The following is a 14458-nucleotide window of genomic DNA, read 5'->3' on the forward strand; positions in this document are numbered from 1 at the left end:
GGCGGAGGCAGCGGAGGCAGCGGAGGCGGCGGAGGCGGCGGGGAAGCCGACGGTCGGGCCGAAGGGCTTGACCAGTCGTCCGGTGGCCCATTCCCGTCCGGCGTCGGGGTCGGCGAGGACGGTCTGCAGCATCGCCTCGATCTCGCGCTGGACGTCGTCGCCGATCGGGTGGCCGGCCTGGTCGGCCAGATGGCGTGCCTGCCGGGACAGGGCGTTGATCAGGACGTGCTGCCGGCGGCTGAGATCGCGCAGCTGCGCCCCGTCCAGGTCGTGGTGGGCCTGGCGCAGTGCCTCACCGAGCCGCAGCAGCGGCTCGACGTCCTCGGGCTGCCGCCGTACCAGGAGGTTGCTGGCCCAGGCCGCCAGGCTCGGGCGGCGCAGCCTGCCGATCCGCTCGGCGAGGGCCCGGTCGCCGCTCTCGCGGGCCGCGGCCGCGCGGGCCTGCCGGGCGGCGGTGAAGTCCTCCGGCCGCAGCCCGTACAGCTCGTCGGCGACAGTGTCCAGGTCCACCAGCGTCCGTCCTCTCCGGTCCCCTCCCGGGTTTCACACCTGCCGCCGCTCATGCGGTGCCGCCGGGGCATCCGTCAACCGTCACTGGCCCGGACACGGCCAGGGAGGACCACGGGCGCGAACGGCCGTCCCGCCGCCCGAGGCTGGAGCGGACGCACGCCTCCACGCCGCTGCGGGTCCGGGGGACCGCCGCGGTCACCGCGCTGGACCGCACACCGGCGACCGCGGCGACAGGACGGACGAGGAGCCGACAGTGAGTGATCTCTCAGGGAGCACCGTCGTCGTCATCGGCGGCACCTCCGGCATCGGTCTGGAGACGGCCCGCCAGGCGCACGCGGCCGACGCCCGGCTCGTGGTCACCGGCCGGGACCAGGGGCGGCTCGACGCCGTACGCGAGGAGCTCAAGGCGTCGACCGCCACCCTCGATCTGGGCGACCCCGCGGGGCTGCGCGCGTTCTTCGCCGACGTGCCCGCGCCGATCGACCATGTCCTGGTCAGCGGCGGCGGGCCGATCTACGCGACGATCGCCGAGATGGACTTCGACCAGGCACGTGCCGTCCTCGACGAGCATCTGCTGGGGTCGTTGCGCATCGCCCGCGAGTGCGCCGCGCGCGTGCGGCCCGGCGGCTCGCTGACGTACGTCACCGGCACCGGCGCGCGTCGGCCGGGTGTGGGGCTGAGCATCGCGGCGATCGCCACCGCGGCGACCCCCGCCGTGACGGCCGTCGCCGCCCTGGAGCTGGCCCCGGTCCGGGTCAACGCGGTCGCCGCCGGTTTCGTCGACACCCCGCTGTCGGCACGCCTGCTCGGTGACGACATCGAACAGCGGCGGGAACAGCTGCGGGCCACGCTGCCGATCCGCCGCGTGGTCGGTCCGGCCGACGTGGCCGCACTGGTCCTGCACCTGATGACCAACACGGCCCTGACCGGGGCGACGTACGACGTCGACGGCGGCCAGCAGCTCATCCCCTGAGCCGCTCCTGGCGCCCGAAGCCGGACTCGCCGCGGGCCAGGACGTCCCGGAGCTGGCGACGGGAGGTGATCGACAGCTTGGTGAAGATCTTCCGCAGATGCCACTCGACCGTGCGGGGGCTGAGGAAGAGCCGGGCGGCGACCTCCGGATTGGACAGGCCGTCGCCTACGAAGAGGGCGATCTGGTGCTCCTGGGGCGTGAGCTCCTCGCTGGACGCGGTGGACTCGACCTTGCGCTTGCGGACGGTTTCGCCGGTGGCGAGCAGCTCCCGCCGCGCTCGCTCGGTGAAGGCCTCCATCCCGATCGACACGAACATCTCGTGCGCGGACCGCAGGTGGTCCCGCGCCTCGGTGCGCCGGCGCCCCCGGCGCAGCCACTCGCCGTACAGCAGATGGGCGCGGGCGAGTTCGGGCCGCAGCCAAGTCCGGCCGAGCCTGTCGATCGCCTCGCGGTACAGACCGTCCGCCGCCGCCTCGCCCAGCAGCGCCCGGCAGCGGGCCAGGACGCCCTGGGCCCAGTCGGTGTCGCAGGGTCCGGCCGCTTCCGTCAGGGCGTCGAGCGCGTCCCGGGCGACCGGGTCGTCCCCGGCGCGCACCGCCGCCTCGACGAGTTCGGGCAGCACCCACACCGAGACCCACGGCTCGGCGATCCCGGTACTGGCCCGGGCCGCCGTCATCGCCTCCTCGTAGCGGCCGAGACCGTTGCACAAGACCGCGGCCGCCCAGTGCGCGACCGTGACGTCCATCAGCCGACCGTCCGCGCCGGCCTCCTCGATCGTCGCGGCGATGACCGCCTCCGCCTGCTCCCTGCGGCCCCGCAGCGCGCTGAGCCGGAGCTTGACGTGCGGCGCGAGGGGAACACCGGTCGCCTCGGCCAGGAGGTCCGCCTCGGCGACGACGGCCGCCGAGGCGGCGAAGTCCCCGGTCCAGGTGGTCGCCATCCCGAGGGAGGCGAGGCAGAAGGGCAGCTCGGCCAGGGCGCCCGCGGTGCGGGCCACCTCGACGGCACGGCTGTGGAGCGTGTGCATGGCCCGGTCGTCCCAGACGGCCGAACCGACGCCGTTGGCCACCCAGCCCCACGTCAGGACGTCGCGCGCGGGAAGCTCGGCCAGCGCGGCCAGGGCCCGCCGCGGCACGGGTACGGCGGCGCCCCGGCCGTCGGTGACGAGCAGCGCGTAGCCCTCGATCACCAGGTCCAGGGCGCGAGGGGTTCCCGTGGGTGCCGGCAGGGCCCTCATCGCCTCGGAGACCGCCAGGAGGCCGCCGGTGTCCGCGGCGATCAGGGCCGAGGTGCCCCAGGCGACCAGGTACGTCTCGCGTGCGAGGTCGCTGTCGAAGGGCTGGAGCCGCCGGGCGGCCGCGAGCAGCAGCGGCGGTGCCCGGCCGTCGAGGCCCGCCGCGCAGGCGATCCGGCTGTGGGCGAGCTGGGCCCGCGCGTGCTGGAACTCGGTGCGGGCGTCCCGGCCCGCGATGTCGGCGAGTCGGCGGGCGGCCTCGGGGTCACCGGCCCGGAGGGTGGTGTCCGCGGCAGCGAGAGCGCGGTCGGCGCGCCGCGAGCTGTCGACGGTCAGGGCCACGGAGCGCTGCAGGAAGGCGGCCGCGGCGGCCAGGCCGCCGCGTGACTGTGCCCGGCCGGCGGACCGTTCGAGCTCGACGGCCACGGACTCGTCGGGTCCGGCCGCTGCCGACGCCAGGTGCCAGGCGCGGCGGTCGGGGTCGAGGCGGGCGTCGGTGACCTCCGCCAGGGCCAGGTGCGCCGACCGGCGCTCCTCCTTCGTCGCCGACCGGTACACGGCGGACCGCACGAGCGGGTGCCGGAAGGTGACACGGGCGTCGAAGGACAGCAGACCGTCCGTGCCGCCCGCGAGCGCCGTTCGCGGCCTGGCACCGAGCCGGTCGGCGGCCCGCCACACCAGGGCGGGGTCGCCGACCGGCTCGGCGGCGGCGACCAGGAGGAGCTGCCGGGTCCGTTCGGGGAGGGCCTCGATCCGGCTCACGAAGCTCTGCTCGATCCGGCCGGGCAGTACGTCGGTGTGCAACAGGCCGAAGCCGCCCGCCATCTGACTGATCGTCAAGCCGCGGGGCAGTTCGAGCAGGGCCAGCGGGTTGCCCCGGGTCTCCGCGACGATCCGGTCGCGCACCTGCGCGTCGAGCGCGGAGTAGGTGACGGAGTCCAGCAGGGCCCGGGCATCGGCGTCGTGCAGTCCCGTGACCTCCAACTCCGGTAGTCCCAGCAGGTCCTGGGCGCGCTCGCGGGCGCCGAAGACGAGCGCCACGGACTCCGCCAGCAGCCGGCGGGCGACGAAGCCCAGCACCTGGGCCGAGACCCGGTCCATCCAGTGCGCGTCGTCGACCACGCAGAGCAGTGGTTGCCCCTCGGAGGCGTCCGAGAGCAGCCCGAGGACCGCGAGGCCGACCAGGAAGCGTTCCGGCGGGGTTCCGGTGCGCAACCCGAACACCGTCTCCAGCGCGGTGCGTTGGGGTTCGGGCAGGTTCGGCAGCCGGTCCAGCAGCGGCACGCACAACTGGTGCAGGGTGGCGAACGCGAGCTCCCGCTCGGACTCGATGCCGATGGCGTGCAATACCCGCAGCCCGGTGGCCGCGTTCGTCGCGTACTCCAGCAGGGCCGACTTTCCGACGCCGGGTGCCCCGTGGACCACGAGCGCACGGCTCTCTCCGGTACGGACCGAACCGATCATCCGGTCGAGTACGGCGCACTCGAGCCGTCGCCCCAGCAGGCCCGTTTTGGCCCCGTGCTCTGGTTCGTGCCCCGGATGTACCACCGTTGGCCGCCTTTGCCGCGGTTGTCCCGCAGGTCACTCAGCACGCTACAACGGCGTCGGCGCGACCCGCATCCGCACCGGGCAAAGCTTTCCTCACAACGGCCCGGGAGCATCGGGTCGTGTCCGGGGCCGGGGTACCCGGCGGTCAGGTGGGCAGTTCCGTACCGGCCTGTTCGGCGACCATGTACCGGGCGTACCAGTCCGGCCAGTCGGGGTCCTCCGCGCCGGTGCGTGCCTCGTGCTCGCCGTGCGCCGCCGCGGCCCGGCGCAGGGCGCCGGCCAGGTCATCGGCCGAGGCGAAGTCCGTGCTCGCGGGGTCCAGCCGACCCGGGAGCCGGGTGGTGATCTCCTGCAGGACGTAGCCGTTTCCGTCCGGGTCGCTGAACGACAGGAACGAGCCGTAGCTGCTGCGCCGCGGGTCAGGCCCGGGCACCCGGGCGTCGGTCCCGGCGTGGTGGAAGACCCCGCCGGCGTCGTGGAAGACCTCGCTGGGCTCGGCGCCGCGCCGCTTCAGCTCGTCGTGGGCGGCGTCGATGTCGTCCACGATCAGGTGCAGCCCCCGCGCCGAACCGGCCGCCTGGTCCGTGACGGACGTACCGAAGATGACCGACGCGGGGGAGCCGGGCGGGGTGACCTGGACGACCCGGAAGTCCTCGCCGGTGGCCACGTCCGCGTCGAGCCGCCAGCCGAGCGCCGTGTAGAACTCCTTCGCCCTCTCGACGTCGGACACCGGCACCACCACGACCTCGAGTTTCATGTCCATGACTGCCACCTTCCGCGCGGGGGACGACATGCGGCCGGGTACGAGACTCACGCGGCCGGCCGCCCGTTCGCGCCAGGGAGTCCCCCTGGTGATGGAAGCGGGAGAATGTTGTTCCAGTTGACGCTGAGCCTCTGGACGTCCAGCATCAAAACGTTACCCTCGCGGTCAAAAACGCCCATCCTTTGACAGGTGGAAGGCGGTGCCCCATGGCAAACGGGACCTCGAGAAGGGAACTCACCGGCGAACTCGCCGCCGAGTTCCTGGGCACCATGGTTCTGATCCTCTTCGGCGTCGGTGTGGTCGCCCAGGTGGTGGCCGGCGGCCTGGGAGATCACGACAGCATCACTTGGGCGTGGGGCTTCGGCGTCACCTTCGGTGTGTACATCGCCGCCCGCCTCAGCGGCGCCCATCTCAACCCGGCGGTGACCGTGGCCCTGGCCTGCTTCAAGGGCTTCCACTGGGCCAAGGTGCTGCCCTACATCGTGGCGCAGACGCTGGGAGCGTTCGTCGCGGCGCTGCTGGTGCGCTGGAACTACACGGAGGTACTGGCGAAGTTCGACCCAGGTCACACGATCAAGAGCCAGTTCGTGTTCTCCACGCTGCCCGGCAACGGCGCCCTCCCGATCAGCGAGCTGGGCGCACTGCGCGACCAGATCATCGGCACCGCCATCCTGCTGCTGCTGATCTTCGCCGTGACCGACCTGCTCAACACGCCACCCGGCGCCAACCTGGCCCCCGTGGTCATCGGTTTCCTCGTCGTCGCGATCGGCATGGCCTGGGGAACCGACGCCGGCTACGCCATCAACCCGGCCCGCGACTTCGGGCCCCGGTTGGCCAGCTACCTCACGGGATACGGCACGGCCTGGCGAGATCAGTACGGCAACCTGTACTGGTGGGTGCCGATCGTCGGGCCGTTCATCGGCGGTGTGATCGGCGCCGCGGTGTACCGGTTCGTCATCAGTCCGTTCCTGCCGGCGGCGGAACAGGAACCGGGCCGCGTGCCCGCACCCGAAGGCGACTGACACGGCGGCATCCCTACGGCACCGGGGCGGCGGCGACCGTGCGACGGTCACCGCCGCCGGGGCCACTTCTTGTAGGAAGTGAGCAACAAACACAGGGCAGTTGAGTGGAAACCGGCGCGGCTGCCCGCGGAGCTCCCCCACTAGCCTGAACAGTCAGTTATCAACTGTTCACCGAAGGGGGGACCTCATGCCGCAGCCCTCACCCAGGTCCAGGAAGGCCCGCCGAGCCGCGAAGAAGGCGGGCAAGGTGGCCCTGGCAGCAGCCCTCGGCGCCTTCGTCCGCTGGGCCGTCACCTGGCTCCTCGGCCGGGTCGGCTGACGCCGGGGCTCTCGCGCTCGGGGAGACAGTCACCGAAGTGATCGGCGACGAGTTCCGCCATCGCGGAGGCGTCGCGGGAGCCGTCCACCTCGATCACGCGTATGCCGAGGCGGTGCGCGCCGCGGACGGCGTCCTCGGCCACGAGCCGGTCCCGGGCCAGCCGGTTGGCCTGCGCCCGGACCGGATCGCTGACACGGTGGCCGAGCGAGCCCGCTCGGGGCAGGTCGCGGGCCTGCCGGAGGCGGAACTCGGCGGTGGGCACCATGACCACCATCCGACGGGGTGAGTCGAGGAGGGGAGCGACGAGCTCGGGCCGCAACCCCCAGCCCTCGGCGACGATCGGACGGCCGGAGACGAGCGCGCGCAGATCGTCGAGGGCCCAGGCGAACCGGTCGCGGAAGCCCGCCAGGGTCGCGGCGGCCATCTCCTCCGGCGTGGTGCGGACCCACACCTCGTCCGGGTCGGGCTCGTCGGCCGGCTCACCGCGGGCGATGCGACGGGCGATCCGCCGGTCGTTGTGACCGCGAGCGTCGTGGTAGTCGTAGTGGTAGGCGGTGACGCCGTGCCGGAGGGCCAGCAGCCGGGCGACCGTCGACTTGCCGGCCCACTGGCCCCCTCCGATCCACAACGCCCGCCGCAAGGTGCCGAACGGGTCCCAGACGTCGCTGTCCGCCTGAGAGTCATGACTGGTCAACCGATGTCCCCCTGGTTCACCTCGGGCTGCCGCCTAGGCCCGCTCCCACCGCCCTCAGCGCATGGTGAGGACCATCCGGAAGCGAGCCGCCCCGGAGAGCATCCGCTGGTACGCCTCGCCGGCCTGGTCCAGCGGCACCGTCTCGGTCATCGGGCGGATCCCGTGAAGGGCACTGAACTCCATCGTGTCCTGGACGTCCTGCGCCGTACCGGACGGATGACCGCGCAGGATCCGGCCGCTCATCAGCAACTGGGCCGGGCTGACGCCGAGCGGTTCGGGGTCGGCGCCGATGACGACGAGTTCACCGCGCGGCGCGAGCCCGTCGACGGTGGAGGTGATGGCGGCGGAGTTGCTGGCGGTCGCGAGCACCACGTTCGCCCCGCCGAGGGACTGCAGGGCGTCCGCGACGGAGGTGTCCGCCGTACTGTCGACATAGTGGTGGGCGCCCAGCTGCTTGGCGAAGTCGGCCTTGTCGGCGCCCCGGGCGATGGCCACGGTCTCGAAGCCCATCGCGACCGCGTACCGCACCCCCAGGTGCCCGAGCCCCCCGATCCCCAGCACGGCGACCAGCGCGCCGGCCTTGGCGGAACTGCGCCGCAGCCCGTTGAACACGGTCACGCCCGCGCAGGCCAGCGGACCCGCGTCAGTGGCGGACAGCGCCTCGGGGATGCGGGCCAGCGCGTCGACCGGCGCGATCACCATCTCCCCGAATCCGCCGTCGTACGCCCAACCCGGCACCTTGAGGTTCTGGCAGACGATGAAGTCGCCCTGCCGGCAGGGCTCGCAGTGGCCGCAGCTGCCCCCGAACCAGCCCACCGTCACCCGGTCGCCGACCTGCCAGCCGTACTCGGCCGCGCCCTCGCCGAGCTCGTCGACCCGGCCGGCGATCTCGTGCCCGGGAACCACCGGGAAGCTCACGCCCGGCAGCCCGGCGTTCACGAAGGCGGCGTCGCTGTGGCAGATCCCGCAGGCGTCCACAGCGATCCGTACATGGCCCGGTCCCGGCCGTGGAACGTCACGCTCCGTGATCTCGAAGGCTCCGCCGCGGGTGGCCACTTGTGCAACTCGATAGGTGCTCATGCCTCTCTCCGCACATCGGGTACGACCTGTCCGCGCACCAGCACACCAGCTACGGCGCAATCACGCGCGCCGAACGCCAGTGGTATGTGACATGGCACCGGGCCCGGCACGCGTAGCACCCCTCCCGCACCGGCGCCCCCGTGGACCCCTGCACCGCATCAACCTACGAGCCCACCGCCGTCCCCGCCTCGGCCCAGTCGGCGTGCAGCCGGTCGAGGTACGCCTGGGCGTCGGTGCCGGGGGTCGCGCCGCGGGCGAAGGCCAGCATGTTGCCGGGACCGGCGTCGTAGCCGAGCGCCAGCAGTTCGTCCTTGGTGTACGGGGCGGACCACTGGGCGGGCAGCCGGGCCGCCAGGTCGTGCAGGTACCAGGCCTCGGCCTCGATGGCGAGGTCCCGGTCGTCCGGCAGTTCGGTCCAGTCGCGGTCGGCGAAGTCGCGGCCCTTCTTGACCTCGTCGAAGGTGGCGCGGTGCATGTCGGCGATGCCGAACGCGGCCCCCGGCTTGATCTTCTGCCAGGCCCGCTCCAGCGCCGGATCGTGCGGTTTGTACGCCTCGTTGTAGAGGATCGCCATCACCAGCCGGGCGCTGACACCGGCCTCCCGGGCCCGGGTGCGGACCTGGGGGGCGTAGTCGGCGGGATCGTAGGAGGACGGGGCCGACGAGCGGGAGGCGCTGGGCGAGCCGGCCGTCGGGGTCGGGACGGGGACAGTCTTCCCGGCCGGCGGCGGGGCGTGGCCCTGTGGGGTGTTGGCGGCCCGCACGAGAACGTAGACGGCCAGGGCGAACACCACCATGAGCGCCAGCCGCCGGTACCTCACCGCCCGGAAATCGGACATGTCTCGCCCTTCTCCCGCCCCCTCGGCCAGGAATCTTCTACCGCAAGGCGATTAAGGCCCGCGTGAGCCGACGCTGTATGGGATCACAGGGTCCGGTCGGGTTCCTGCCACGCCGCGTCCGAACTGTCGCCCCGAATACGGCTCCCGTTCACCGCGGGCCTCCCGGACGGCACCGGCACCCCTGCCTATCGTGACCGGCAAGGACGTGATCGGGGTGGTGAAGAGCTGTGGGCGGGCATGACCTGGACGGCGCTCTGCGGGTGGCCGTGGAACTGGCCGAGTGGGCGTCGGAGAAGATCCGGGGGACGGACGCGGGCGCCGGAGGGCCGGTACGGCAGAAGGCGAGCCCCGCGGACATCGTCACGGACACGGACGAGGCCGTGGAGCGGCACGTACGGGAGGTGCTGCGGCGGGAGTTCCCCGGCTGGGGCATCGACGGGGAGGAGTACGGCGTCGAGGAGGGCTCCTCGCACGCTCCGCACTGGGTGATCGACCCGGTGGACGGAACCACCAACTACGCCCATGGCCTGGGCTGGTGCTCGTTCTCGCTGGGCCTCGCGGAACCGGACGGCAGCCCGCTGCTGGGCGTGGTGGCGGACCCCTGGCGACGCGAGATCTTCACGGCCGCCTCGGGCAGGGGCGCGCACCTCGATGGAACTCCGATCCGGGCGGCCGATCACACCACCCTCACCGGGCACGTGTTCATGACCGAGTGGGCCGCCCACGCCCACTGGCCCGGTCAGGACGCCCTGTTGGGCGAGCTGGCGGCCCGACACTGCACGGTCCGGGTGATGGGCTCCACCGCGCTGTCCCTGGTCCAGGTCGCGGCCGGCCGCGCCACCGCGGCGGCGATCGGTGAGTTCCACCCGGTGGACGGCCTGCCCGCGCTCCTCATCGCGACGGAGGCCGGCGCGGTGGCGATGCCACGACTCCCCGCCTATGACGAGCCGTTGCTGCTGGCCGCTCCGGGCGCGGCGGCCGAGGCGAGGGAGTTGTGGCGTACCACGGTCAACTCCCGCACGTGAGCCGGGCGTCGGCCCAGTCCGCGTGGTCGTGGGCGTTGCCGTCCCCGCCGTCCTGGACCACCAGGTGCAGCTGCTGCACGCCGGTGACGTCGACGTCCAGGGGCGTGGCCGCCGAAGCGCCGGTCAGGACGGGCGTGGTGGTCAGGGTGCGGCCGTCGGCGACGGCACCGAAGGTGACCGAGCCGTACGGGGCCACCTCGTCGTCGATGCCGACGGTGGCGGTGAGCCGGGTGCAGTTGCCGCCGAGGTAGAAGGCCACGTCACTGGCGGCGTGCACGCCGAGTCCCTTGGCGTGTGCGGTCCCCCTGATGGTGATCGGCTGCCCGTCGCCCGCCGCCTGTTCGCCGTTGGAGCGGTCGCGTTCCACCGGCCCCCAGCCGTTGCTGCTGGAGACGAACGACAGGTCGCTCAGGTACGGGCTTCCGGTGGGCGGCGGGATCGGCACCCGGGTGCTCGCCGCGCCGTACGTCCAGTGCCGTACGTCGTCCCGTGTGTAGGTGGCCAGCGGGGAGAAGGTGTTGGTGACGGGGGTGTCGGCGGCCGTGGGGGCGGTGACCGTCCAGCGTGCCGTGACCGAGTGTCCGGGGGCGACCCTGGAGAAGGTGACGGGGGTGGTCGCGGCGGCCTTCCAGCCCGCCGGGGTGCCGGGGGTGAGGGTGAGGTCGGTGGCCGCTCCGCCCTTGGCCGGGAGCGTGAAGGTGGTCGTGAGGGTCGCCGACTCGCCCCGCTGGACGGTCTCGGGCAGGGCGGCCTTCAGCGTGGCCGGCGGTGCGGCCGCGTGGCGTACGGGGGTGATGCTGAGGTTGTCGAACTCGTCGGTCTGGTAGCCGACCACGCCGAGGCCGACCTGTCCCGCCCGGTACGCGGAGTCGTCCACCGCGCCGATCCGCCGGCCGTCGACGCTCGCGGTGATGGTGGTGCCGCTGAAGCCGAGGGCCAGGGTGTGCCAGCGACGGGTACCCAGGGCGCGGGTGGTGCCGTCGGCGAGGGTGGTCAGCCGTCCGCCGGTGTCGCTCCTGACCACGGACCACGTGCCGGTGTCGGAGACCCGCAGGAAGTAACCGGCCTGGTGGGACTGGGGCCGTTGTTGTTCGCCCGCCCGGCCGATGAGCTCGACCGTGCCGGGCTGTTCGAGGTAGACGTCCGAACTGACCGTGTAGTCCTGCCAGTCGGTGTCGCCGAGGAGGGCGAAGGCGTCGCTGTCGTCCTGCCATTCGATGGGCTTTTCGGCGGCCATCTGCCGCACGCACCGCCCCTTGCGTCCCCGGCAGGGCACGGTCTCGAAGGCGCCCTGCATGTCGGCGAGGTACTTCGCCTCCCGGCCGGGCGTGTGCTGCTCGAAGGAGTCGCGGTACGGCAGTGCCAGGTGGCCCTGGGGCGGGCCGGCGGCCGTGCCGTGGCCCTGGCCGGTCGTGGTGGTCAGGGAGTAGACGTGGCCGGGCTGGAGCGTGACCGAGAAGTGCCCGTCCTTCGGGGTGACGTCACCGGTGTGCACGAAGCCGCGGCCGCCGGGGGCGAGGTCGGTGGCCCAGATGTGGACCGTGCCGGTGGGCAGTCCGCCGCCGACGGTGAAGTCGGCCGTCTGGGCGCTGCCGGCGGTGGAGGTCTCCACGATGGTGCTGTAGGCGGAGTTGTCGGCCGGTTTCAGCGTGACGTAACTGCCGTTGGTGCGGTCGCCGCCGAGGTAGCCGCTGGCCTGGTCGACGAACGTCCAGCCGGGGCGGGTGACCTGGGTGACCTGGGCGGTGGTCCACAGACTGGTGCCGAGGTCGTAGGCCCCGGACCAGGGCTGGTTGGCGACGGCGAGGCCGACGGTGTCGTAGGGCAGGTTGGGGTAGACGGCCGCCAGCAGGGGCCAGTTGAGGTAGGCGGTGTACCTGCCGTCGAGGTAGCCGCGGGTGATGGAGCGGATCAGCGCGCCGGCGCCGGTGTTCTCGTCGAGGGAGCCGTTCTCGCTGGCCCACAGGGGTTTGCCGGTGGCCTGGGCGTTGTCGGAGCTGTAGCAGGTGTTCGCGGTGCCGCCGTCGCCGCCCTCGCAGGGGTAGTGGACGCCGACGACGTCGACGGAGTCGGCGAACTGCTGGTCCTTGACGATGTCGTCGGCGACGTCCAGGCCCGAGTCGGCGGCCACGATCCGCACGGGCAGGTGGCGGGCGGCGAGGGCGGTGTGCAGTTTCCCGTACCAGGCCGTGTCGTAGCCGCGTTCGTTCCAGCCGCCCAGATAGTCGATGTCCAGGCCGTGTCGGCGGGCGCAGCCGAGCCAGGCGGTGAGGTAGTCGATGGTGTCCTGGGACCAGAAGTTCCCTCCGCCCGGAGTGTCGCCGGTGTTGCCGATCCAGCCGGGGGCGCCCCAGGCGAGGCCGTAGAGCTTGATGTGCGGGTTGCGTTTCTTGGCCTGTTCCATCAGCCACCACTCGTAGCCGCTGTCGCAGTGCACGGTGCCCCGGGTGTGCTCGATGCTGGGTTCGGAGCCGTCGGTGGAGTTGGTGTCGCCGCCGATCTCCACCTTGAGCAGGTGCAGGGAGGCGCCGTAGCCGGGCTTGAAGAGGTAGTCGAGGATCTGTCCGCGTTGTGGTTCGGGGTAGTTGATGAGGAGGCGTGAGTTGCCTCCGCCACCGCTGATGGCGCCGATGCCGTCGAAGGTGCGGCCGGTGCCGGAGCCGCTCACGGTGATGTCGGTGGTGCCCGGCGTGGGTGCCTCGCCGACGAAGTCGATGCGGTCGACGGTGACGGCCGTGCCGCTGGAGGCCGCGTTCTTGCGGCCGGTCCAGGCCAGGGTGAGGGTGTGGGGTCCGTCCGTGAGGGTGGGGCTGGTCCACACGGTGGCGTCACCGGTGCGGGTGGCGCTGTAGAAGTCGACGTCGGCCGGGGTGCCGCCGTCGACGGAGACGGTGCCGATGCCGTGCCCGGGGTCGGTCACCGCGTGCAGGGTGAGCCGGGTGCCGGTGAAGGCGAAGTCGACGGAGTCGCCGGTGTGGTCGGTCCAACTGTTCGTGCCCTGGTAGGGGTTGGCGGGTGCGCCCTCCCTGGCGGCGTGGCCCCAGCCGGAGCCGTGGTAGTCGAACTGGTCCCGGCCGCTTCCCTGCACGGAGTCGTCCACCGTGACGGTCGTGGCAACGTTGTCGGCGGCGGCCGCCGGCGCCGGCGTCAGGCCGGACAGGCACATCACCAGGGCACTCACTGTCGCGCCGCCCCAGGACAGGGCACGGCGCCGGACGGACTGGAGCATGCGCTCTCCCGGCCTCGGATCCGACGGAGGCGAACACCTCCGCGCACATGGCTACAGGAACGCACGCTTCCAAGGAAGAGTCCGGTCAGAATCCAACACAGGAATTTGATATGCGGGTTGGTGTCACCGCAGGGCGCTGCCCGACTGCCAGGTCGCCCAGTCGACGTTCCAGTCGCCGTAGCCGTTGTTGGTGGCGACCACGTCCTTGGAGTTGACCACCGTGACCGGGTCGCCGGTGTGGACGTGGCCGTAGAACCACTTGGCGTCGGCGGTGCTCATGCCGATGCAGCCGTGACTGCCGTTGATCCGGCCGAACTTGCCCTCGTTCCAGGGGGCGGCGTGCACGAAGGTGCCCGAGGGGGTGAGCCGGACGTCCCACTTCACCGAGCCGAGGTTGTAGGCCTCGGGCCCGAAGATGCTCACCGTGCGGGAGTTCATGCGGATGGTGGGCGTCTTCTCCAGGACGACCATGGTGCCGTTCCAGGTCTCGAAGCCCTTCTTGCCCGTGGAGACCGGCAGGGTGCGCAGCTTCCTGGCGTTCTCGGAGACCGTCATGGTCTTGGCCGCGGTGTCGACGGTCGTGGTCACCGCGTCACCGATACGGAAGTTCACGACCCGGTTCTGGACGCCGTACAGTCCGCCGGCCCGCACGCCGTCGAGGGACATGCGCAGGGTGACGTCGGTGCCGGGCTTCCAGTACTTCTCGGGCCGGAAGTCGACGCGGTCCCTGCCGTCGCGGTCGGTCATCCAGTGCCAGGCGCCCTGCACGGAAGGGCTGGAGGTGACCTGGAGGTGGCGTTCGACGGCGGCACGGTCGTGGATCGGCTTGTTGAAGACGATGGAGACGGGCATGGCCACGCCGACGGTGGTGCCCTTGTCCGGGTGGTACTCGCCGACGAACGTCTTCGACTTGGGCGCTTCGGCGGTGGTGAAGGTGGCGTTCCTGGTGAGCTGCTTGCCGTCGGATCCGGTGGCGCGGGCGCGCACCGTATAGGTGACGCCGGGTGCGAGCTGCCCGTCGGACGTCCAGGTGCCCTGGTCGCCGGAGAAGGTTCCCTTCAGATTGCCGGGGCCCTGCGCGGTTACCTGGACGGAGGTGATCCTGCCGTCACCGGCGCGTACGGTCACCTTCCGGTTCACGGCGACGGACGTGCTGTCGGACGCGGGCGAGACGGTGAGCCGGTCGTGCTTCGCGTCGTTCCCCCGCCCGCCGTGCCCCGCGG

At 72.3% G+C, this 14458-nt stretch carries 11 protein-coding genes and 1 pseudogene; 4 read left to right on the forward strand and 8 right to left on the reverse strand.

Annotated features, from left to right (window positions below; all coding sequences use genetic code 11):
• A pseudogene (locus GRC12_RS31755) lies at nt 1–510 on the reverse strand (hypothetical protein); the annotation flags it as partial.
• A 253-nt stretch (nt 511–763) separates the two neighbouring features.
• Here GRC12_RS31755 and GRC12_RS31760 point away from each other — a divergent pair.
• On the forward strand, nt 764–1483 hold the full coding sequence (locus GRC12_RS31760; protein WP_208782993.1) for an SDR family oxidoreductase: 720 nt from the start codon (nt 764–766) through the stop codon (nt 1481–1483).
• Here GRC12_RS31760 and GRC12_RS31765 read toward each other — a convergent pair.
• Nucleotides 1473–4265 carry a helix-turn-helix transcriptional regulator gene (locus GRC12_RS31765; RefSeq protein ID WP_308286679.1) on the reverse strand — a complete coding sequence of 931 codons (2793 nt, stop codon included), beginning with the start codon at nt 4263–4265 and terminating at the stop codon, nt 1473–1475. The genes GRC12_RS31760 and GRC12_RS31765 overlap by 11 nt on opposite strands.
• 145 nt (nt 4266–4410) lie before the next feature.
• Nucleotides 4411–5028 (reverse strand): VOC family protein, encoded by a 618-nt coding sequence (locus tag GRC12_RS31770; RefSeq protein ID WP_208782994.1) that lies wholly within the window; start codon nt 5026–5028, stop codon nt 4411–4413.
• Between the two features lie 206 nt (nt 5029–5234).
• Between GRC12_RS31770 and GRC12_RS31775 the strand changes: the two genes are divergently transcribed.
• Together GRC12_RS31775 and GRC12_RS46515 are read left to right on the forward strand one after the other, a co-directional pair.
• Nucleotides 5235–6050 (forward strand): MIP/aquaporin family protein, encoded by an 816-nt coding sequence (locus GRC12_RS31775; RefSeq protein ID WP_208782995.1) that lies wholly within the window; start codon nt 5235–5237, stop codon nt 6048–6050.
• Nucleotides 6051–6237: 187 nt separating this feature from the next.
• The gene (locus tag GRC12_RS46515; RefSeq protein WP_280117544.1) at nt 6238–6369 is read left to right on the forward strand and encodes a hypothetical protein; all 132 of its coding nucleotides are present in this window, start codon (nt 6238–6240) and stop codon (nt 6367–6369) included.
• Here the strand turns inward: GRC12_RS46515 and GRC12_RS31780 are convergent.
• From GRC12_RS31780 to GRC12_RS31790, 3 genes are all read right to left on the reverse strand, one after another.
• Nucleotides 6341–7063 (reverse strand): hypothetical protein, encoded by a 723-nt coding sequence (locus tag GRC12_RS31780; protein WP_244374072.1) that lies wholly within the window; start codon nt 7061–7063, stop codon nt 6341–6343. The two genes, GRC12_RS46515 and GRC12_RS31780, sit on opposite strands and share 29 nt — an antisense overlap.
• A 54-nt stretch (nt 7064–7117) precedes the next feature.
• Complete coding sequence (locus GRC12_RS31785; protein WP_208782996.1) at nt 7118–8143, reverse strand: alcohol dehydrogenase; 1026 nt, start codon at nt 8141–8143, stop codon at nt 7118–7120.
• A gap of 163 nt (nt 8144–8306) precedes the next feature.
• A complete protein-coding gene (locus GRC12_RS31790; protein ID WP_208782997.1) occupies nt 8307–8981 on the reverse strand; it encodes a lytic transglycosylase domain-containing protein in 675 nt (224 codons plus the stop codon).
• 227 nt (nt 8982–9208) lie between these two features.
• Here GRC12_RS31790 and GRC12_RS31795 point away from each other — a divergent pair, with 227 nt between their 5' ends.
• Complete coding sequence (locus GRC12_RS31795; protein ID WP_308286680.1) at nt 9209–10006, forward strand: inositol monophosphatase family protein; 798 nt, start codon at nt 9209–9211, stop codon at nt 10004–10006.
• On the opposite strand, the gene GRC12_RS31800 is transcribed toward GRC12_RS31795, so the two are convergent.
• Both GRC12_RS31800 and GRC12_RS31805 read right to left on the reverse strand, forming a co-directional pair.
• The gene (locus GRC12_RS31800) at nt 9990–13235 is read right to left on the reverse strand and encodes an NPCBM/NEW2 domain-containing protein (protein ID WP_208782998.1); all 3246 of its coding nucleotides are present in this window, start codon (nt 13233–13235) and stop codon (nt 9990–9992) included. The two genes, GRC12_RS31795 and GRC12_RS31800, sit on opposite strands and share 17 nt — an antisense overlap.
• A 123-nt stretch (nt 13236–13358) precedes the next feature.
• On the reverse strand, nt 13359–14458 hold a 1100-nt coding region (locus tag GRC12_RS31805; RefSeq protein WP_208782999.1), incomplete at its 5' end, for a L,D-transpeptidase.

Origin of the sequence: Streptomyces griseorubiginosus, assembly GCF_017614965.1 — a bacterium.
GTDB lineage: Bacteria > Actinomycetota > Actinomycetes > Streptomycetales > Streptomycetaceae > Streptomyces > Streptomyces griseorubiginosus_B.

What these genes read in the sequence shown, in the direction of transcription:
- GRC12_RS31770 (WP_208782994.1), bottom strand. Translation starts at nt 5,028, where the DNA reads ATGGACATGAAACTCGAGGTCGTGGTGGTGCCGGTGTCCGACGTCGAG.
- GRC12_RS31775 (WP_208782995.1), top strand. Translation starts at nt 5,235, where the DNA reads ATGGCAAACGGGACCTCGAGAAGGGAACTCACCGGCGAACTCGCCGCC.
- GRC12_RS46515 (WP_280117544.1), top strand. Translation starts at nt 6,238, where the DNA reads ATGCCGCAGCCCTCACCCAGGTCCAGGAAGGCCCGCCGAGCCGCGAAG.
- GRC12_RS31785 (WP_208782996.1), bottom strand. Translation starts at nt 8,143, where the DNA reads ATGAGCACCTATCGAGTTGCACAAGTGGCCACCCGCGGCGGAGCCTTC.
- GRC12_RS31790 (WP_208782997.1), bottom strand. Translation starts at nt 8,981, where the DNA reads ATGTCCGATTTCCGGGCGGTGAGGTACCGGCGGCTGGCGCTCATGGTG.
- GRC12_RS31800 (WP_208782998.1), bottom strand. Translation starts at nt 13,235, where the DNA reads ATGCTCCAGTCCGTCCGGCGCCGTGCCCTGTCCTGGGGCGGCGCGACA.